Origin of the sequence: Dactylosporangium sp. CA-092794 (assembly GCF_050948465.1) — a bacterium.
GTDB lineage: Bacteria > Actinomycetota > Actinomycetes > Mycobacteriales > Micromonosporaceae > Dactylosporangium.
Genome location: NZ_CP192044.1, coordinates 2918824 through 2939389, shown reverse-complemented (window position 1 = coordinate 2939389; position 20566 = coordinate 2918824). Strand labels below are relative to the sequence as shown.

Below are 20566 nucleotides of genomic sequence, written 5' to 3'. Positions count from 1 at the left end.
GGCCGTTCGCCTGCCCCGCAGCAGATTGCCGTGAACCAACCGGCCGACAGGCGCGTAAGGGGCTCGACGGAACCACGACCGGTGCGGAGGGGTGCCATGGCCTGCGGGCGGTTCGCGCGTCGTGCATTCGGCGTGCTGGCGGCGGCGCTGATCGGCGTCGCCATCGCCGCACCGGGCTGGGCGGACCCGGTGAAGTACTACGTCGTGGGCCGCGCCCCCGACGGCGGCCGGGAGTACCTCTACGACATTGCCCTGAACACGCTGGGCAACGGCAACCGGTACCGCGAAATATTCGAGCTCAACCGCGGCCGGCTACAGCCGGACGGCGGCGTGCTCACCGACCCGGCGGACCTCCGTCCGGGCTGGATCCTGTTGCTGCCGCCCGACGCGCACGGCCCGAGGGTCGTCACCGGGACGCCGCCGGCGGTCACCCCACCGAAACCAAGCGCGGCGGAGGACGACCAACCGGCTGCGGCCGCACCACGACAGCCGGCGGTGCCGATCCCGGTGGCGGCGGCGATCGCGGCGGGCATCACGGTGGTCGCGGTGTCGGGGTTGGCGCTGGTCGGATCGTCCCGGCGGCAACGACGCCCGCAGCGGACCGCGCCCCCCACCGCACGTCTCACCCGCACCTACCGGGGCGCCGCCACCCCGACGACACCGCCGGCGCCCCTACCGATACCGACCTCACCCGCCCCCGTCGCGGCTCTGCCCATCATCCCGCTGTCTCCGGCTGCTGTGGCCGCCGCGGCGGTGCCCACCGCGCCCACGCCCAGCGTGCCCGCGCCCGTTCTCGCCGCGCCCGTTCTCGCCGCGCCCGTTCTCGCCGCGCCCGTTCCCGGTGTGCCTGCGCCTACGCCCACCGCGCCTGCCGCGCCGGTGTCGCCGGCAGTTGCGCTGCGGATCGCGCGGCCGCGGATCGAGGTGGACGTGATCTCGCCGGTGTTCACAGCCGAGCTGCACGCGAACGGCGATCGGCTGTCGGCCGGACTCGTCGGCTGCCGCGCCGCGCGGCCGTACGGCTGGCTCGCCGCGGATGAGACCCCGGCCGCGCCGGGGTTTCCGCTCGTGCTAGGCGCCCACGACGGCTGGCACCTGTGGGCGGACCTCGCCGCGGCGCCGGACGTCCTCACGGTCAGCGGACCCGCCCGGCCGCGCGATCGCTACGTGGCCACCCTGTCGGGCCGGCTGCTGGCCGGGGGTGCGACGGTTATCGTGCTCGACGGCGCGGTGCGCACGGCGTTGCCCGCCGGCTGTGCCGTGGCCGACGACCTGGCCGATGCCCTCGCCCGGCGCGGCCCCGACGGGCGGGTTGTCATCACCGGCCCCTTAGCCCGGGCGGAGCTGGCCCAGGTGCGCCGCGCCCTCGGCACGCGACCCCGGCCGCTCGTCATCGTCTGCGGAGACGTCCCGCCGGCCCGCTGGTCCATCCGCGTCGGCGGGGCCGACCCGGCAGAAGACCCCGGCGGGGGCGGGCGATGAGCGGGCGCATCGTGGTCGAGACGGTCGGCAGTGCGCTGTTGCTGCGCGACCGGCGTGACACGGCGTCGCTGTCGGGGCTGGCGGCGCGGCTGCCGGCCGAACCCGCCACGACCGCGGTTGTCTGCACGCCCGACGTGACGCGACGGCGGGATCTCTACCGGGTACTGCCGGGCATCCTCGCCGAACGGCTGGGCGGGTCGGCAATGGGGGTGCGGCTGTTCACGTTCGGCGTCCCGGATGAGGCGAAGCTCGTCGCCGCGCGGGTGCTGGCGCTGTCCGCGGCGATAGGTGGTGAGGTCATCGCTCCGGCCGGGCGGCTCGTGGTCGGGCCGTCCTACACCACCGCCGTGTCCGGGCGGGGGGCGAGCTGGCTGCGCTGTGCCGACGGTGCCACCGTGCACGAAGCCGCGCCGTGGCACCCGGCGCCCGCCTGGGCCGCGTCGGTGCCCGCCGGGCGGTGGTGGGGGCCGGCAGGCACGGTCGTCGCGATTCCCGCGGGGCTGTGGATCGCTCTGGGCGCCGGTGCGCCGGACGTGGCCGCCGAGGCGGAGGCGGTCTCGCCGGACTCCGACGTGTGTACCCTGGTCACCCACGACCCGGCGGCCGACCCGGCAGTCGAGGAGATCCTGGCGCGGGCGCCGTTCCCGTTCCGTCTGGTGACGCTGGGCCCGGCCGAAGTGACGCTGGGCCCGGGCGAATCAGTCGCGTCCGGGCGGCGCGGCATGGTCGCGCCCGCCCCGGACGTAACGCCTCCCCCGGTCGTCGCGACCGGCGGCACCCGAACCGCCCGCGGCGACCACGCGTCGCAGCCGGAGGAGCCTGATCCCTCGGGCGAGACCGGGCACGCGTCGGACATCGAACCGCGTCCGCTGCGGCACCCATCGCCGCTGCCGGCCGAGGTCGCCGCCCTGCTGGGCCGGCCGGCCCGGGCGGCCGATCCGGTGCCGACGCCGGCAACCCGTTCCCCCGAGGCGGCGCCGGCACCGGTGGGCACGGCGCTGGACGCCGGCCCGTGGACAACCGTCGGCCGGTACACCCCGGCCGACCGCAACGGCCTGCGTGCGGCCCTCGCCGGCGGCTACGACGCCCACGGGCGTACGGTGGCCCGCCTGCTCGCGGAGCAGCCCGGCCTGCGCGCCGCGGGGCAGCCGGCCGACCTGGTCACCGGGCTGGTCGGGTTGCGGGCATACCTCGCCGGCGCGGGCAAAGCGGTGAACGGCCATCTGCGCGGGACCGACCGCGACGCGCCGGCGGTCGCCGCCGTCGTGGGTCGCTGCGCGGACTACGGGCTGGCGCGGATGCCGCCGATGATCGGCACGGTGTACCGGGCGGTCACGGCCGAGCCGTCCATCGTGGACGGCTACCGGCCCGGTGACGGCCTCGTCGAGCCTGGGTTCGTGGACGCCGACACCGAGCCCGGACAGCAGCCGGATCGCGCCGACCGGCCGTACACCGCCATCCTGGCCATCTTCTCGATCAGCGCCCGTGACTGCGGCGAGGGATCCCGCGTGCTGTTTCCGCCGGGCAGCCGGTTCCGGGTCGTGGACGTGCTGCGACCCGGCCACGCCCCGCCCGTCGTGCTGCTGGTCGACCGGGCCGGGGAGGTCCAGACGGCCGGCGACTACCTGGAGTGGGCGTCCGGCCGGTTGCGGGCCGACGCGGCCGCCCTGCCGCCCCGCTTCGCCGTCTACGCCTCCCCCGACGCGGTGGGGCTCGACCGTGCCGGCGCCCGGTTCAACGAGCCAGAAGGAGCGACGTGACCCACCAACTGCTGTCGGTGTCCCTGACCGACCAGAACTGCTTTCCGTCGATATCCGCCGCACTGGCCAGAGTGGCGCCCGGCGGTACGGTCGTCGTGCAGCCGGGGACGTACCACGAACAGCTCCGGCTGGCGACCGGCGTGACCGTCATGGCCGAGGAGGGCCCCGGCACCGTGATCGTCGACGGCGGCGCCGGTGTGGCCGTGTTCGCCGTCGGCGGCACGGCGCGGCTCGATGGGCTGACGATCCGCGGCGGCGACCCGGAGATGCCGGCGGTCCAGGTCGCGGCCGGCTCGGTGCAGTTCGCGCGATGCGAGGTCCACGGCGGCGGCATCGTCGCGATCCACGCGGCCGACGGTCAGCTGGACATCGACGGCTGCGTGATCACCAACGGCGCCGGCGCCGGCCTGCTGGTGCAGGGCGTCGCGCGCGTCACCGTCGCCCGCACCCACCTGCGCGACATCGCCACGGCCGGCGTCGTGCTCACCGCCGCCGTCGAGTCGGTGCTCAGCGAGTCGGCCCTGAGCGACGTACAAGGGCCCGGCATCGTGTGCGTGGACGGCGGGCGCGGCCGGGTGGAGGGCTGCGACTTCAGCGCGGTCGCGGGTGCGGCGCTGACGGTCCACAAGGACGCGGCCCTCGCCGTGTCGCGGACCATCGTGCGGGACACCACCGGCCCGGGGATCTGGGCCGACGGCGGCGAGCTGACCGTCGACGACTGCGACGTGACCACGGCCGGCGACGGCGTGGTCGTCACCGCGGCGGCGCCCATGCTCACCCGCAGCCGGATCTCGTCCACCTCCGGCGCCGCGCTGCGCCTGGAGTCCGGCGGCGGCAGCGTCGTGGACTGCGAGCTCGATGGCGAGGCCGCCCCGGCGATCCTGGTCGGCGCCGCGACGCCCGCTGTGGACGGCTGTCGCGTGCGGGGCGGTGCGGTCGCGGTGGAGTATGCCGGAACCGGCGGCGGCCTGCTGCGTTCCGGCCGGATCGATGCGGCCGGCACCGGCGTCCTGGTACGCGCGGAGGCGCAGCCCGAGCTGACCGGCGTCAGCGTCACCGCACCGGCCCGCTACGGCATCGAGGTGACCGACGGCGCGCGGGCCGTCCTGCGCCGCGTCGAGCTGCGCGACTGCGGCACCGCCGGCATCGCGGTGCGCGACCGGGGCCGGGTCGTCGCCGACGACCTGGCGGTGCGCGGCGGCCCCGTCGGCGTGGAGGTCGGCGGCGGAGGATCGGCGGAGCTGGACAACACCGACGTCGCCGGCGCGACGCAGACCGGCATCGACGTGCGGCTGGACGGCGAGCTCGCCCTGCGCCGCAGCCGCGTGCACGGGTGCGCCGGGCCCGGCATCAGCTTCGCCGCCGGATCGAGCGGATCCGTGGTCGGCTGCGAGGTGCTCGACAACGCCAGCGAGGGCATCCGCGTGCAGACCACCCGGCCGGTCCGCATCACCGGCACCGCCCTGCGCGGCAACCGCGGCGACACCGCCCTGCGCCGCAACCGCGGCGACGCTGCCCACGCGCCCGCGGCGGAGCCGCGCGACGGCCCGGCGTCCGATGCGCTGGAGCCGGTCGGCGACGCCGGGGCCGATCGGGTGGCGGCGTTGCAGGCCGAGCTCGACGAGCTGGTGGGCCTCACGGCGGTGAAGCGCGAGGTCGCGGCGCTGATCGGACTGCACCGGGTAAGCCGGCGCCGGGCCGCCGCCGGGCTGGCGGTGCCGCCGATCTCCCGGCACCTGGTCTTCGCAGGCGCGCCCGGCACCGGCAAGACGACCGTCGCCCGCCTCTACGGCAAGATGCTGGCCGCGCTGCAGGTGCTACCCAGCGGGCAGCTGGTCGAGGTCTCGCGCGCCGACCTGGTCTCGGAGTATGTCGGCGGTACCGCGGTGAAGACCACCGAGAGGTTCACCGAGGCGATCGGCGGCGTCCTGTTCATCGATGAGGCCTACGCGCTCGCCCCGCTGGAGGGCGCGGTCGGCCACGACTTCGGCCGGGAAGCGCTGGACACGCTGGTGAAGCTGATGGAGGACCACCGCGATGAGACGGTGGTCATCATCGCCGGCTACTCGGCGGAGATCCAGGGGCTGCTTGCCGGGAACCCGGGCCTGTCGTCCCGGTTCGCCAAGACGATCCAGTTCGACAGCTACAGCACGGCTGAGCTGGTCACGATCGTCGAGCGGCTGTGCCGGACGCACAGCTACGCGCTCGAGTACGACACTCGAGTCGCCCTGGCGGAGCACTTCGACGGGATACCGCGGACGGAGACGTTCGGCAACGCCCGGGTGGCCCGCGGCCTGTTCGAGGAACTAGTCTCGCGCCAGGCGCTGCGACTGTCGACGGCCGGCGCGGCGGGCAGCGCGGAGCTGGCGCGGCTGCTGCCGGAGGACGTCCGCGAGCAGGACGAGGAGCGGGGCGGCGCGCGCAGCCGGTCCGATGTGGACAAGCTGCTGTCGCAGCTGAACTCGATGATCGGGCTGGCCGCGGTCAAGCAGGAGGTGGCGAGCCTAGTCGACCTGCTGGTGCTGGTGCGGGCCAGGGTCGCGGCGGGACTGCCGGCGCCCTCGGTGTCGCGGCATCTGGTGTTCACCGGACCACCGGGCACGGGCAAGACCACGGTGGCGCGGATGTACGGCCAGCTGCTGGCCGCCCTGGGTGCGCTGCCCTCGGGCCAGGTGATCGAGGTGGCCCGGGCAGACCTGGTCGGCGAGTACATCGGGCACACTGCCCAGCGCACCAGGGAGGTGTTCGAGCGGGCCCGCGGTGGAGTGCTGTTCATCGACGAGGCATACACGCTGACCCCGCCCGACGCGGGCCAGGATTTCGGGCGGGAGGCGGTGGACACGCTGCTCAAGCTGATGGAGGACCACCGCGACGAGGTGGCCGTCATCGTGGCCGGCTACGACGACGAGATGGCCCGCTTCCTGGGGGTGAACCCGGGGCTCGCGTCGCGCTTCTCCCGGCACATCCAGTTCGTCAGCTACACCACGGAGGAGCTGGTCGCCATCTTCGCCGAACTGGCCAACGCCGCCGGCTACGAGTGCGACCCGGACGCCTGGCGGGTGCTACGGGCCCGGTTCGACCGGGTGGCGAAGGACGCCACATTCGGCAACGGCCGCTACGCGCGGCAGGTGCTCGACGACGCGGTCACCCGGCAGGCCGGCCGGCTGCGGGCGGTGACCGCGCCCACGGTCGCGGACCTGCGCACGCTGCTCGCGTCCGATGTGGACGACGGTCACGGCACCTCGGCCGGCCCGACGATCGCCCTCAGTGTCCGCAGCGCGTAGAAGGCCCTGGACTTGACCGTGCCGGGCGCGATGCCGAGACGGCGGGCGGCCTCCGTTGTCGAGGCGTCGCCGAAGTACAGCTCCATGATGACGCTGCGGTGCTCCTCGCTGAGCTTGGGCAGCGCCGCGTGGACGATGTGCCGGGCGACGGCCACATCGACGATGTCGCCGCCCGGCTCGGGCAGCAGCGTCAGATCGACCGTGCCCACTTCCCTGGGCCGCGACTGCCGGCTGCGGGCCGCGTCGATGGCCACGCGCCGCGCCACGGTGAAGAGCCACGGCAGCACCAGATCTCGCTCGTCGGGCAGGACGTCGAGGTGGCGCCACGCCCGCAGCAGCGTCTCCTGGAGCAGGTCCTCCGCGGTGTGCCACTCACCGAACGTGATGCGGGTCAGAAACCGAAGCAGCACGGGACCGTAGGCATCGTAAAGGCCGCGCAGCTGGCTGTCGTCGCGGACCATCAGTCGCCCAGCCAGCGCGCGTAGGCGGACGGGGTGCACCCGACCTCCTGCCGGAAGCGCCGCGCGAAGTGGCTCTGGTCGGAGAAGCCGACGGCCGTGGCCACCGCTGCGATGTGCACGCTGCCCGCCCGTAAGAGGTCCTTCGCATACGCGATGCGCACCTTCTCGCTGTAGCGGACGGGGCTGATGCCGACCTGGGCGGAGAACTGCCGCGCGAAGTGGGACCGGCTGATCCCGGCGGCCTGCGCCAGCCGTTCCAGCGGATGCGCCTCGGTGGGACGGGCGTTGATGTAGTCCAGCGCGCGGCGTACGGGTGCCGAGGTCATCGCCTGACCCCCGGCGCCCGGGTCGCGATCCGGTCCGCCCATGACCCGGGCGAGGTGGGCCAGCAGCGCCGCGGCCATGAGGTCGAGCACGATGTCCTGGGCGGGATGACGGCTGCGCCGGCGCAGTTCGGTATCGCAGACGGATGCGATCTGCTCGATCAGCGCGTCGCGGACCCGCAGTGCGCGCGGTGCCGGTCCGGCCGCGTAGCCGACAACCCGCGCCAGCGCGGCCGGCGCGACGGTAATGCACAGGTGCGCCGGAAATGCGCACCGCCACCGGAAGAACACGCCCGCGGGAATGATCGTGGATCCGCCGATCAGGAGCGGCTCGTCGGCGGCGGCCACCGCCGGCCGGGGCGCCAGGTGGTCGATGTGGCCGGAGCAAACGATGATCACGTGGCGGTCGGCGACACGCGGGCCTGCGCCGGTCGGCGGATAGGCGCCCAGCTTTTCGATGGCGATGTCGCGACCGGCTCCGAGCGCTGCGGACGGTACCCCCGAAATCTTCTCGTCACGTCCAAGCAGGCCAATATTGCTCATCGGAACCCCATTCTGCGCACACACACCAGGTTCGACATTCACATCGACGAATTACGAACGTCGGCACCAACCCACGGACGAGCAGCATGCGCAGCAGGCGGCCAACCGATGCCGAAGCCGGCGCGCGGACGGCTTCCAGCACGGCATTCCGCCCAGCCGATCAACCGTCCATCCAGGACGGACACCCGCATCACCCGGACAGGCTTGCCGTCGTCGAGAGCGGCGAGGCTAAACCGCTTGCGTAGCGAGCGGCGATGCGCCGCAAGTGGCTTCGATCCACCGGTGCAGGAACCCCGCCACAGAGTGGTGCCGGAAGCCTCGAGTCCGGCACCGAGCTGGCGCCGCGCCACCAGGGTCGGAACACGCCCGTCATGGGACCGCTGGAACCGGTGAAACGCACCGGGACACAAGCGACGCCGGACCCCGTGTCGAATGTCGGCCAATCGTTGCCCCGCAAGGCCGCTGCCTCCTGCCAAATCGATCAGCCCGATTCTGTGCCGCGCCGGCACGGCCACGCCAATGCCTATTCCGGCCACCGCCATGCCAAGGCGGCATGAGTGCGGCCGGGCCCAGGCATGGACCAGGAATACGTCGCCCATAGAGGATTGTGGTTAGGGCGGCAGGCGTCATTGGCCGGCGCCACACGATCGCCGGCGCCGGATTGTCGCGGGGTACAACGCCATCGCTACGGGCGCCGAACCGTGCCGTTCCCGGCATGCATGCGGCGGTACTCCATCGGCGTCATGCCGTACTCACGGCGGAACACCCGGCCGAAGGACGTCGGGTCCACGAATCCCCAGCGCCGCCCCACCGCCGCGACCGGCAGGTCCACCCCGCGGCCGAGTTCCTCCCGGGCCGCCTCGAGGCGCAGCCGGCGCACGAGTCGGGCCGGGGTGGTGCCGATCCAGGACAGCACCGTGTAGAGCTGGCGGAGCGAGATGTGGTGCGCATCGGCCATACGCTGCGGTGAGAGCTCCGGGTCGTCGAGCCGGGCCCGGACGTAGCCGACGATGCGCTGACGGAGGTCATCGCCGGCCGAGACGGACACCCGCATGGGGGAAAGCTCCGACAGCAGCGCGGCACGGACCACACCCAGCGCGGCGCTCATCGCCAGATCGGCGTGCGGGTCGTCGCGCAGCCGCGCGTCGGCGGCCAATTGGACCAGTAAGGCCGACGCCACGTCCGCGATCGGGTTGTCGCGGCCCACCGGGCGGAATGCGAGGCTGGCCAGATCGTGCCGGCGCAGATCCAGCATCTCGTGCGGAATGCCCGCCGTGCTCGGCGACCGACCGGCCGGATCGTTGAACCTTCAGGATCACCGCGTTGCCGTCGTCCTCGCGGATGTGCCGCGCCGTGCGGGCAGAGATCCCCGGGCTGCTGCCGCAGGGAACGTCGGCCGAGAAGCGAGTGATCCGCACGGCGCCGAGGCTGCTGGCGATCCACCGACTGGAGATCGTCCCTGGGTGTTCGATCCGGTTGCGGATCACCTCGCGGTGGACGAACTCGCACACCGCGTCCTGTCGCTCGTGGCGAGGCAACAACCAGGTGTCCAGTTCGGCGACCTCGGAATGTGGCACGGGCGCAGCGTCCCACCGGGCTGAGGGCGCTAGCTTGCACGAACGTGCGCCGGACCAGCCGGATCGTGCTGTCGAGTCGGCACCGCGCCGTGACGGCGGGCGCCCACCGCCGATAGATCCTGCGTGCAGAATCGTCGACCCGCCCTGCAGCGATGCCTCGATCGGGGACCGTGAAGTGACAGCATCGACACCATGGATCTTGACTTGCGGCGTTTGCGGTACTTCGTCACGGTCGCCGACGAACTCAGCTTCATGCGGGCCGCCGCCCGGCTGTACATGACGCAGCCGGCGCTGAGCCGCCAGATCCGGGCGCTCGAGGACGAGGTGGAGGTGTCGCTGTTCGATCGCGGTCCGGTCGGTACCACGCTCACCCGGGCCGGTCAGCAGTTGCTGGAGGACGCGCGCCCGATGCTCGCCGCCGCCACCGCGCTGGTGCGCCGGGTCCGGCTCGCCGGGCGGGAGGAGAGCCATTTCACCGTCGGGTTCATGCCGGGCGTGATCGTCACCAACATCGTGCGGCGGTTCAGGTTACTGGTTCCCGGCGTCATCGTGGACGTACTGTTCACGTCCTTCACCGACCCGGTCGAATACCTGCTCGACGGCCGAGTCGACGTGTGCTTCGTCCGGCTGCCCATCCAGGCCAAGGCCCTGGAGGTCGTGCCGCTGTTCCCCGAACCGAGGATCGCCGCACTGTCGACCGACCACCCGCTGGCCGGTGCGGACACGCTCGACATCGAGGCCCTGACCAAGTTCCCGCTCCTACAGGCCCCCGACGACGTGCCCGAGTGGCACGGCAACGCGCACGACGCCAACTTCCGCCTGCCGCGCGTGATCGAGGAGAGCCTGGAGGCGGTGGCGGCCGGGCTCGGCTTCGCCGTGGTACCCGCTGGGCTGGCCGACTACTACCGCCGCCCCGACATCCGCTACATCCCGCTGACCGGCGTCGCGACGCGGGTGGTGGCCCTAGCCTACAGCCGGCACCGCACCATGCCCGAGATCGACACCTTCGCCCGGATCGCCCGCGCGGAACTCAGCCCGGCCGGCTAACCGCGGTACGTGTGCCTGCGCCAGAGCAGCCAGTAGGCCCGGCCGACGCCGCGGAGGGCTTGGGCAATGACCGTCGAGACGACACGCGACAGCTGCGACTCCGGCCGGTCCCGCATCTCCGCGACTCCTCACCGCCGGCGATGTCTTCCGGGCCGGGCACCGCCATCGTCGCGGATGGCGTACGCCCCGAGCTTGAACGAACGTGCGGCGATCGGCCGGATCCTGCTGCCGTTCACCCCAACGCCGGCGCGGTGTCGGCCGGTGCTCGGACCCGATTCGGAGCAATATCCGGCCAAATCACGGCACGAAGCCACAAGATTGGCAGACCCGTCGGTGAAAGAATCTCGCTTCAACCACTCTCGCCTATCCGTACCGGACGCACAGTGAGGAACCTCATGACTCGGGACCCGGCAAGCCAGAGCCATCTCACCGACCAGATCAGGCGCAGCGTCGACAACCCGCTCACCACGACTGACTTCGCATTCGACGCGGTGCTCGGCGACGTGTTGGACGCGGTCGGTCTGAAAGTCACGGACGCGGGCGGCAAGGTTCACTTCTACGGCGGGACGGATCCGCTGATTGACAGTCCGTTTCTGTTCGCGAATGCGGCCGCGGTGGCACTCGCCGCGAAGGGCGTCGCCGCCTCGGCGATTTGGCGCGAACGCGGTGGCAGCGATCAGGACATCGCCATCGACGTCCGGAAGGCGTTCAAGCGGTTCATGGGATTCCAGGACGGACTCTGGGAGCAGATCAACGGACGGCCGCCGTCGTTCAAGTGGAACAAGTACAACCCGTTCGGCGAAGTACCCTTCTTCCGCGCCACCCGGGACGGTCGGCACGTGGTCGCCCTCAACGTGTATCCAGGGCTGCACCAGAAGGCGCTGACGTTGCTCGACTGTGCGGACAACCGCGAGTCGATCAACAAAGCCATCGCGCGACGTGACGCCGACGAACTCGAGGAGGCGGCGGCCGCCGCCGGCGTCATCATCGCAAAGGTGCGTTCGACCGAGGAGTTCTTCCAGGAACAGCAGTATCAGCAGGTGCTGCAGCACATGCCGCTCATCTCCGTCGTCAAGATCGCTGACGGGGATCCGCAGCCGCTGCCGACCGGCGCCTCGAGGCCGCTGGCCGGCATCCGGGCCTTGGGCATGGGTCATGTCATTGCCGGCGCCGGGATCGGCCGGGACCTGGCGTCGTTCGGAGCCGAAGTCCTGAACGTGTGGCGCCCGGACGACAGCGAGATCGAGCCCTTCTACTGGGACACCCAGGTTGGGATGCGATCGACGTATCTGTCCGACGCCGGTAATGACCGCGCCAAGCTGGACGAGCTCCTCCAAGGAGCGGATGTCTTCTTCTCCAACCGCCACCCTGGTTACTTGGAGAGGGCTGGGCTGACAGCCGACGACGTCTGCGCTCAGCACTCCGGCCTGATTCACGCGCAGGTGCTCCTGCACGGCGCCGAAGGACCGTGGGCCACGCGTCCGGGATTCGACGAAATTGGCGCCTGTGTCAGCGGCATCTTCGCGCTCGGCGGTACGCTCGAGAACCCCAAGCAGCCGCCGATGCTCCCGATCGTCGACAATATCGTCGGTTGGTTCGGAACCGTCGGAGTTCTGCAGGCGCTGCGTCGCCGCGCCTCCGAGGGCGGGTCCTACCGCGTCCAGGTCTCACTGACCCGCGTCTGTCTGTGGCTCATCTCGCTCGGGATCCTCGACAAGAACTTCGCCGCCAGCACCGCTGGAAGTGTCCCGGAGCACTCGGCCATCGCACCCGAACTGTTCACCGCCCAGACTCCATTCGGCACCTATCAAGGCATGACCGACCAGATCGAGTTCTCCTCACTTCCGCAGGGATTCGGCACCACTGTTCTGGAACCGATGGGAGCAAGCCGGGCAGCGTGGTTGTAAGTTCGTCCGATATATAGCCAGGGCCCCGGCGTTGTCGTGTGCGGACGGCCGTCACGCACGTACATCGGCGGACCGACGTCCCGACGGGATGATGCCGAACGGCTCTGGCGCCCGTCCAGGCCCGGCCGCACAGTGAGTGCAGGTAATCGAAAAGGGGGGCGTCGTCATGCATCACACGACCCGACAGTCCTCGGACCGCCCGCACGACATGCGTACAGACTCCGGGCTCGCGCACCGCAGCGACCTGCGCGACGTCCTGGTCACGATGGTGATGTCCCACCCGGTCCAGGCCGTCGCCGCGACCGCGCTCTTCGATGAGGCACTGACCATGCTGATCACTCGCCGGCTCCGCCACCTGGCCGTCGTGGAGCCGACCGGAAAGTGCGTCGGCCTGCTCACCGACCGGACGGTGGCCGCCGAGTGGGTGAGCCACCCGACGGCGTTTCTTGATCGCACGGTCGGCGCCACCTGCGACGCCGTCCCACCTCTGGTCAACCAGGACGCGACCGTGGCAACCGCGGCCCGGGTGATGCGTCACTGCGGCACGGACGCGGTCATCGTCGTCGACCCCCACCGCCGGCCGCTGGGGGTCCTCACCAGCAACGACGTGATCGCCATCCTGGCCAAGCCGGATTTATCAGACAGCAGGCGCGGATAGCCCATACAGCCATCCCAGCCGCCCGGGTCGCAGCCTGCCGTCGGGGCTGAACGCTGGCGGTCCCGCCGCCCTGTTCGTTGCCTATGCGGACCAGCCTGCGATCGGCGATGGTCAACCGCCACAGGTCGTGGACGCCGTTGATCGCAACCGCCGTTCCAGCGCCGCGCGGGAACCGGCACCGCTGGCCGCCATGCCCGCCGGCGACCAAGCGGTGCCCGGCGGCGCGTCCCAACGCCCCGGGGTGGGGAACGGTCGGCGATCACGTCCTACCCGTCGTGCGGCTGCACGCCGCGGGGCACGGCACAGGGACCGGAAGTCTCCGTGATCATGCACACACGCGCATCGACACCAACGGTTTTTCATGATCGCGGAATGCTGATGTACCCCCGTGTACCACAAGTCTCCGGGATCATGGCAAACCCGGAGTCCCGCCATCTCGACGGACTCCCCGAAGGCACCCGAGTGGTCGGGTTGCGTCCCGATGGGCAACCCGGCACACCGGCTCCTCAGAGCGGCTGTTCGTCCGCGGCCGCCCTGCCACTGATGCGCCCCATGGAAAGGATGGGGCCGGTCTTGCGGTGTGCTCGGCGGAAGCCTACGAACGCCGCGACTTCGCCGGTCGCGTAGAGGTGCGGGATCACCTTCTCCTCATCGATCGACAGCGCCTCGTGGCCGTCCCAGAGGTGCGACCGATCGAGCACCTGCCCCTTCGAGTTGATCCTGAGCCCGCCCGACGGCGTGTGCCGGATGATGTTGAGCTTGACCGCGTAGAACGGTGCGGTACTGATGGGGCTGAACGGGGCCGGCTTGCCGAACTCGGGGTCCTCGCCGGATTCCGCGTACTTGTTGTAGTCGCGGACCGTGGCGATCATGTTTGTCACGTCGACGCCGATTCGCTGGCCGAGTTCCTCGATGGTCGCGGCTACGGCGACGCTGTCCGGGTGGAGGGCGCGACCGTGCATGGGATCCGGGGCCGCGATCTCGTCGATGGGCCAGTTCATCTCCCGTGCACCCACCGAGTCCGCCACCGCCCAGACGTTCTTCGGGTTCGGCAGGCCGAGGAAGGTGCGGATGAACTGCTCTTCCGGGTACTCCGCCGGCGGCAGGCTGGCCACATCACGCGCCAACGCCGGATTGCGGTACGCCGCCGTGGCCTCGTTGATGTACCTGCGGCCGTCATTGGCCACCAGAATGATCCGCTGGTACCCACCCTTGATCGCGCTGATCGTAACTCCGGTGCGCGTCGCGATGTTCTGCTCTCCCGCAATCGCCGACAGGGAGAGGCTGTAGTAGTGGGATCCGTATCGGATCGGTGTGTAGCAGAAGAAGGACATGTCGCTCAAGCCGGCGCCGACGTCCTGGGCGGCGATCAGGCCGTCGCCCATCGCCGTCATGTACGGCAACCCGTCGGAATAGACCGCGTCGTTGACCAGCCGAGGATCGAAGGCCTTGACCAACCGCTCGTTGGTGGTGGCCCCGCCATTGGCCAGAATGACCGACCGCCGCGCGCGGATGTTCACCTCTCCGGTGGGAGTGGTCGCCTTGATCCCGACCACCGGGCCGTCGGGTTCCCGGTACAGCTGTACCATCCGATGCCGGTACAGAACGGGGATTTTGCGCTGCTCGACCGCCTTCTCGAGCACGACCGTCACGGCGTAGCCGTTCTGTCCCTGAGGGGCCCCTCCCGGGTAGTAACCGTGCGGCGACACCGCGGCGACGTGAGTGCGGGGCACGCTGCGACCACCGCGGACCCCCGTGCCGAACTGACCGTCGCGCACGTCCTGCGCCCACGTCAGGCCGAGTTCTTCCAGCCACAGACAGGTCTGCCTGCCCTCCTCGACGTAGGCGCGGACGATTTCGGGCACCGCGCGAAAGTCGCTGAGGATCATCTCGTCTTCGACGCCCCACTCGATCCGATCCTCAATGCCGAGGCTCTCCTGCACGTGGGAGCAGCAGAAGAACATGAACCCACCGGAGCCGCGCATCAGCCCGCCGAGGAAGTCATTCGACTCGACGATGATCGTTTCGGCCCCGTTGTCGTGCGCGACGATCGCCGCCGGAAGCCCGGCATTGCCCCCACCGACAACGATGATGTCGACCTCTCGGTCCCACTTGGTCGGACTCACCGCCGTGCCACCTCCACCTCCCGATGACTGCATACCCATGTATACACTACCGTCGCGGCGACGCCCTAGGTGCAGGCCCCACGTTACTGCTGCTTTTCGGTAAGCCCGCGGGGCTTGGCCCGCGAGTCCCGGAACCCGGAAAGGTCCGCGGCGATCCGCGCCGCTGCGGTGCGCCTCGAACAGCGCCCGCAGCGGCACTCAGATGCGCGGGTCGGGGCGCCCACCGCCCGGGCGGCCGGGACCGGCCGGGTCAGGGACGTGCCGGTCAGGTACGCGTGCCAGTCGCGCGCGGCGCTACTCCACCCGCTTCGCGAACTCGCCCGCGATGTCTCGCTTGACCCACGCGACCGGGTCTGCGCCGTAGTCCTTGTGGTAGTCGCCGTCGTAGTTGATGCCGGGCATCGTCGGCACCCAGTCGTAGGACAGCAGGTCCTCGGCATCGCCGAGCGAGGCGGCCAGCGCCCGCACCTCCGGGTCGTCGAGGACGGTCAGCCAGCCGTCCTTGACCACGTCGAACCACTGCCCGGTCGCGCGGTCCTTGATCCGGTAGGTCGCGAAGTACGCGTGCACGTGCGGCATGTGCTTCACGGGAACGCCGTTGCTGCGGCCGAACTCGACGAAGCGGGGATCCTCGTGCTCGGCACCGAAGCCGAAGTGGATCACCCCGGCGCGGTAGCGCTCGGCGCCGAGGCCGGTCCACGGGATCCCCGTGTTCCACAACGTCTCGGCGTTGCGGAAGCACTTGACGTTGCTGCCGATCGTGGCGTCGTTGAAGAAGTGGTATCCGGGCTTGGGATAGCCCGGGTACTGCACGTCCTTGTACCGCTCGATGACCGCGCGCAACCGTTCGCCGTACTCGCCGCCGCCCTCGACGTTGCTGATCCGTCCCTCTTCGACAGTCACCCGGATGTGCGGCATGAAGCCGCTGTGGTTCACGGTGCCGGCGACGACGCCGTTCACGGTCGGAAAGTTGCGCGCCGCGTGGCGCTCGAAACCCTCGAGGCTGTTGGCGATCGTGCCGCCGAAGGCCGGGCGGACGAGCGCGAACCGCACTCCCTCGATGGTCGAACCGATCATGTGCCACGGAATCCACGCGCCCCGCGCCCACAGCTCGGCCTCTTCGGCGGTCACCGTCCAGCCGATGTCGGTGCCTTCCGGGTCGGTGATCCGCACCTCCTCGGCCCGGGCGAACTGCGTGAGCATCTTGCGTTCGATCAGGCTCTGCAGCTCGCCCGGGATGTTCGGGTACCGGGCGGCGAGTTCCTCGAACGTGTGGTACATCCAGTTGGCCTTGAACGCGTCGCCGATGGAGATGCGGTAGTGCCCTTCGCCCGCGTCGCCGGCGTAGACGGTCGTGTAGCCGGTGTGCTCTTCGAGGTACCGCTTCAGCGCGCGCTGCTCGACCCGCTCCCCCTCGCGGACGACGGTCTCGATCCGTATCTCGGACAGCTCCCGCCATCCGTCGGCGGCGGAGTACCGGCCGACCGGCAGGCCCATCTGCGACCAGCGGACCGAGTCGACCGACGCCGCGCCGGCCCGGAGCATGGCCTCGCTGATGAGTTGCAGAATTTCCGGGTCCTGGTGGTCCCAGGTGACGATCAGGACCCGGGCGCCCGACGCGATCGGTCCGAGCGCACCGCGGCCACTCGTTCGGCCGACCGCCTTCTCGACGGCGGCGACCAGGTCCTCGACCCGCTCCGGACGTGACTGCGCATACCCGGGAAACCTCGGGCTCGTCGGGTCGTCCATGCTGTCTCTCCCTTTGCAGCGAGGCCGCCGGGCTCTGCCGACAGCTGTATGTGATGGTAGGCGACTGTATGCAGCACTGAAAAGAGCAAGGTCAACCCATCCGGACGACCACTTTGAGCCGCGCTGCGGGGTCGAGGGCGAGCGTGAACGCGCGCTGCACGTCCGCCACCGGCACCTCGTGGGTCACCAGGTTCTCGAACAATTCGGGACTGTCCAGAAGGTACTGCGCGCCGCAGGCAAGCATCTCCCGGCGTCGTCGCGTCACCCGGCCGCACAGCGTCAGGTTCTTGCGCATCAGCCGCTCCATGTCCAGCGGGTAGTACTCGTCGTCGGGAATGCCGAAGCACACGATCTGGCCGCCGACCGCGCACGCGTCGATGGCGTGTTGCAAGGTGCCGACCTGATGTCCCACCGCCTCGACGACGATCGCCGGGCGGTCCCGATCGGCGAGCGAGGCGGACCACGGGCCGCTCGGCGCGACCACCACACGGTCGAGGCCGAACAGGTGCGCGACCGGGGTGCGATCCACCGGATCGACGCCGATCACCTCGGCGGCGCCGCGCTCCTTGAGGATGCGGGCGAGGAGCAGCCCCATCGCGCCCAGGCCCACGACCGCGACGCGAGCGCCCGCGACCGGCAGCCCCTCGACGGCGTACCACACGCAGGCCAGTGACTGGATGAGCACCGCCTGCTCGGGCCGCAGGCCCGGCGGAACGGCCTGCAGCTGATTGCCGTCCGTCGTCACGAACTCGGCCAGGGCGTCGGACCGGACCGCCCACCCCACCGCGCGGCTGCCGACCGCGACGGCGCGGTGCCGCGATGCCACGACCTCCCCCACCACCTCGTGCATCGGGAAGCCGGGGCGCCCCGCCTGCCAGCCTCCGTCCGGGGTGATGACGGCACCCTTGCCGCCGCGGAACTTCGGCAGGTCGCTGCCGCAGACGCCGCCGGCCAGCGTGCGGAGCAGGACCTCGTCCTCGGCCAGATCCTCGGCGAGCGGCCGCTCGACGTCGACCCGCTCGAGGCGGCACGGCCCGGACAGCTGGTACGCCCACATCTACCCGTTCGCCCCCCGCTCCATGTTGTCGCGCACCAGCGCCAGCAGGCGGTAGACGATATGCACGAACTTCGTGTACGGCGTCGCGGCGAAGGCGACCAGCACCGAGGCGAGGTGCAGGAGGTAGACCAGACCGTACGCCGCGGTGCCGCGGGTCAGCAGCGTGGCCAGGCCGGTCAGGGCGAGGTACGCCAGCGCCGCCAGGAATCCGTAGTCCTTCACCGTCATGGCCGAGAAGGACGTCAGCTCGGAGGAACGGGCCTTGAGCCCGATCAGCCCGACGCAGCCGACCACCATCGCCACACCGCCCACCACACCGGTCAGCACCGGCACGGACAGCCACGGGTACGGCGGAGGCGTGTCCAGCACATCCTGCAGGACCGCCGCCGCCAGCGTGGACACCGTGCACAACCCGAACCCGTACGCCACGGACATGTGCAACCACCAGCGCGCCCGCGACGGCCGCTCGTCTTCCGGGTAGTAACACTCGCCGCCACCGCCGCGCAGATACCGCAGCGAAGCGGCCTGCCACAGGGCCGAGCGCAGCCCGCGCACGCGCAGCCGGCCACCGCCGGTGTCCCGCCAGTACGCGCGGGCGGCGGCGCCGATGACGAACAGCGCGTACACCACGGGAACGAGCAGCAGGACGAGCAGCACCGGATAGCTGATCAGCGCGTACGGCGACGCGACCGCGCCGTGGCGGCGCACGAGACCGGCCGGGCCGACCTTGGCCACCGCGGCCGCCACCACCACCGCCGCGCTCGCCAGTGCGCCGGCGAACACGCCGCTCCAGCCGCGCAGCAGCCGCGGAACCCGATGCGGCCACACATAGTCGCGGTAGTCCGCCGCCCGCACCGCGGACAGCAGCGGAGGGAGGTTGATGGCGAACTCGTGCGGGGGACTGTACATGCAGGCGTCGTAGCACGCCCGGCAGTCGTGGCAGAGGTTCGCGATCTGGCTGACGTCGCCGCCGGACAGCACGCTGCGCCGCGCGAGCGCCGGAAAGACCGCGCAGAGACCCTCGCAGTAGCGGCAGGCGTTGCACACCGTGAGCTGGCGCACGGCCTCGCCGTCGAGGACCGCCCGGGACAGCCCGATCTCGACCGGCACCGGGCCGGGGCTCGCGAACCGCTCAGCCATGGACACGCACGGCCGCATTGGTGCCCGCGTGCCGTCCCCAGACCGTCCCGATGGTCACGCCGAATCCGGCGAGGTAACCGGTGCTGAGGATGTTGCCGGACATGATCTCGCCGGCCGCGTAGAGGTTGTCGAACATAGAGCCGTCCTCCCGGGCGATCCGCGCGTCGGCGCCGACCGCAACTCCCATGTACGTGAACGTGATTCCGGGCCGGATCGCCACGCCGAAGAACGGCGGGGTGTCCAGCGGCTGGGCCCAGTGCGACTTCGGCGGCGCCAGGCCCTTGGTCTGGCACGTGTCCAGCCCCGAGGGGTCGAAGTTCCCGGTCACCACCGCGGCGTTGTAGTCCTCGACGGTGCGGGTGAGCCGGGCCGGGTCGAGCCCGAGTTCCGCCGCGAGGTCACCGACGCGGTTCGCGGAGGCGGCCCCGTACATCGGCGGCAGGAAGAGGTCCCGCACCTTCGCGTCCCACAGCGAGTAGGCGATCTGGCCGGGCTGCCGGGCCACGTGGGAACCCCACATCGCGTACCGCTTCGGCCACAGTTCCTCGCCCTCGTCGTAGAACCGCCGGCCGTCCCGGTTCACCACGATGCCGAACGGAATGCTGTCCAGCCGGGTCGCGATGCCGCCGTCGAAGCGCGGCGCGCGGGCGTCCACGCAGATCGCATGGAAGCCGCGCTCCTGACCGGCCCGGGCCGCGCCGGCGTCGTAGAGCCGGGCCAGGATGTGGCCGTCGTTGTAGGCCGTGCCACGGATCACGTAGTTGTCGGCGGCGTCGCCCCAGTATCGGCGCAGCCACTCGATGTTGGCCTCGAACCCGCCGCTGGCACAGATCACCGCGGACGCTCGCACGCCGTGGCGGACGCCGTCGACGAGCACGGTCAGACCCGTGCATCTCGTGCCGGTGATCTCGAAGTCCTCGACCATCGCGTCGTAGACGACCTCGATCGAGGCGCTGTCGGCGACATAGCGGTAGTAGGCGTTCAGCATCGCCTTGCCGCCGCCGAGGAAGAACCGGTTGGTACGTCCGAGATGCAGCGTGCCGGTGAGCGGCCGCTGCCAGCGCACCCCGTGCGCCGACATCCACGCCGGCAGGGTGGCGGACTGTTCGACGGTGAAGCGGGCCAGTGCCTCGTTGTTCGGGCCCTCCCCCACGCCGCACAGGTCGGCCCAGAGTTCGTCGTGGCCGTAGGACCCGGAGTCGAGGCGGTCACCGACGCTGACACAGCGCAGGTTGCGGGTGTGCCGGCTGTTGCCGCCGCGCAGGTGCTTGGGCGCCCGCTCGAGGATCAGCACCCGCGCTCCGGCGTCGCTGGCCGCGATTCCCGCCGCCAGCGCCGCATTGCCACCGCCGATCACGACGACGTCCCAGGCCGGCCGCGTCCACTCCGGCGGCGCAACAGATGGCTTGGTCACGTCCATGCATGCCATTGTATACCACGGTATGCAGAATT

The 20566-nt window shown here is 71.1% G+C and carries 15 protein-coding genes; 6 read left to right on the top strand and 9 right to left on the bottom strand.

Features of this window, described 5'->3' with window-relative positions; all coding sequences use genetic code 11:
- Positions 1-81: 81 nt before the first annotated feature.
- The 3 genes from ACQPXD_RS12870 to ACQPXD_RS12860 are packed head-to-tail and all read left to right on the top strand — an operon-like array spanning position 82 to position 6526.
- Positions 82-1482 (top strand): hypothetical protein, encoded by a 1401-nt coding sequence (locus ACQPXD_RS12870; protein WP_432838012.1) that lies wholly within the window; start codon positions 82-84, stop codon positions 1480-1482.
- Positions 1479-3242 carry a hypothetical protein gene (locus tag ACQPXD_RS12865; RefSeq protein WP_432838011.1) on the top strand — a complete coding sequence of 588 codons (1764 nt, stop codon included), beginning with the start codon at positions 1479-1481 and terminating at the stop codon, positions 3240-3242. The genes ACQPXD_RS12870 and ACQPXD_RS12865 overlap by 4 nt, the downstream gene beginning before the upstream one ends.
- Positions 3239-6526 (top strand): AAA family ATPase, encoded by a 3288-nt coding sequence (locus tag ACQPXD_RS12860; RefSeq protein ID WP_432838009.1) that lies wholly within the window; start codon positions 3239-3241, stop codon positions 6524-6526. Before ACQPXD_RS12865 ends, ACQPXD_RS12860 begins: the two co-directional genes overlap by 4 nt.
- Here the strand turns inward: ACQPXD_RS12860 and ACQPXD_RS12855 are convergent.
- The 4 genes from ACQPXD_RS12855 to ACQPXD_RS12840 form a co-directional block, all read right to left on the bottom strand.
- The gene (locus ACQPXD_RS12855) at positions 6475-6936 is read right to left on the bottom strand and encodes a sigma-70 family RNA polymerase sigma factor (protein ID WP_432838007.1); all 462 of its coding nucleotides are present in this window, start codon (positions 6934-6936) and stop codon (positions 6475-6477) included. The genes ACQPXD_RS12860 and ACQPXD_RS12855 overlap by 52 nt on opposite strands.
- A 50-nt stretch (positions 6937-6986) precedes the next feature.
- Entirely contained in the window at positions 6987-7853 is an 867-nt protein-coding gene (locus ACQPXD_RS12850; protein ID WP_432838005.1) for a helix-turn-helix transcriptional regulator, read from the bottom strand.
- 38 nt (positions 7854-7891) lie between these two features.
- Complete coding sequence (locus tag ACQPXD_RS12845) at positions 7892-8452, bottom strand: hypothetical protein (RefSeq protein ID WP_432838003.1); 561 nt, start codon at positions 8450-8452, stop codon at positions 7892-7894.
- Between the two features lie 86 nt (positions 8453-8538).
- A complete protein-coding gene (locus ACQPXD_RS12840) occupies positions 8539-9108 on the bottom strand; it encodes a helix-turn-helix domain-containing protein (RefSeq protein WP_432838002.1) in 570 nt (189 codons plus the stop codon).
- Positions 9109-9622: 514 nt separating this feature from the next.
- Here ACQPXD_RS12840 and ACQPXD_RS12835 point away from each other — a divergent pair.
- From ACQPXD_RS12835 to ACQPXD_RS12825, 3 genes are all read left to right on the top strand, one after another.
- The gene (locus ACQPXD_RS12835) at positions 9623-10477 is read left to right on the top strand and encodes a LysR family transcriptional regulator (RefSeq protein ID WP_432838000.1); all 855 of its coding nucleotides are present in this window, start codon (positions 9623-9625) and stop codon (positions 10475-10477) included.
- Between the two features lie 395 nt (positions 10478-10872).
- Positions 10873-12384: a CoA transferase gene (locus ACQPXD_RS12830; protein ID WP_432837998.1), complete on the top strand. Its 1512-nt coding sequence runs from the start codon at positions 10873-10875 to the stop codon at positions 12382-12384.
- Between the two features lie 208 nt (positions 12385-12592).
- The gene (locus ACQPXD_RS12825; protein WP_432837996.1) at positions 12593-13042 is read left to right on the top strand and encodes a CBS domain-containing protein; all 450 of its coding nucleotides are present in this window, start codon (positions 12593-12595) and stop codon (positions 13040-13042) included.
- A 506-nt stretch (positions 13043-13548) separates the two neighbouring features.
- On the opposite strand, the gene ACQPXD_RS12820 is transcribed toward ACQPXD_RS12825, so the two are convergent.
- The 5 genes from ACQPXD_RS12820 to tcuA form a co-directional block, all read right to left on the bottom strand.
- Positions 13549-15168, bottom strand: a complete 1620-nt coding sequence (locus ACQPXD_RS12820) for an FAD-dependent oxidoreductase (protein WP_432837994.1) — start codon at positions 15166-15168, stop codon at positions 13549-13551.
- Positions 15169-15462: 294 nt separating this feature from the next.
- Positions 15463-16917 (bottom strand): hypothetical protein, encoded by a 1455-nt coding sequence (locus ACQPXD_RS12815; RefSeq protein ID WP_432837992.1) that lies wholly within the window; start codon positions 16915-16917, stop codon positions 15463-15465.
- A 91-nt stretch (positions 16918-17008) separates the two neighbouring features.
- Positions 17009-17974: a zinc-binding dehydrogenase gene (locus tag ACQPXD_RS12810; protein ID WP_432837990.1), complete on the bottom strand. Its 966-nt coding sequence runs from the start codon at positions 17972-17974 to the stop codon at positions 17009-17011.
- The gene (gene tcuB / locus ACQPXD_RS12805; RefSeq protein ID WP_432837988.1) at positions 17975-19114 is read right to left on the bottom strand and encodes a tricarballylate utilization 4Fe-4S protein TcuB; all 1140 of its coding nucleotides are present in this window, start codon (positions 19112-19114) and stop codon (positions 17975-17977) included.
- Positions 19107-20534 carry an FAD-dependent tricarballylate dehydrogenase TcuA gene (tcuA, locus tag ACQPXD_RS12800; protein ID WP_432837986.1) on the bottom strand — a complete coding sequence of 476 codons (1428 nt, stop codon included), beginning with the start codon at positions 20532-20534 and terminating at the stop codon, positions 19107-19109. Before tcuA ends, tcuB begins: the two co-directional genes overlap by 8 nt.
- Between the last annotated feature and the right edge of the window lie 32 nt (positions 20535-20566).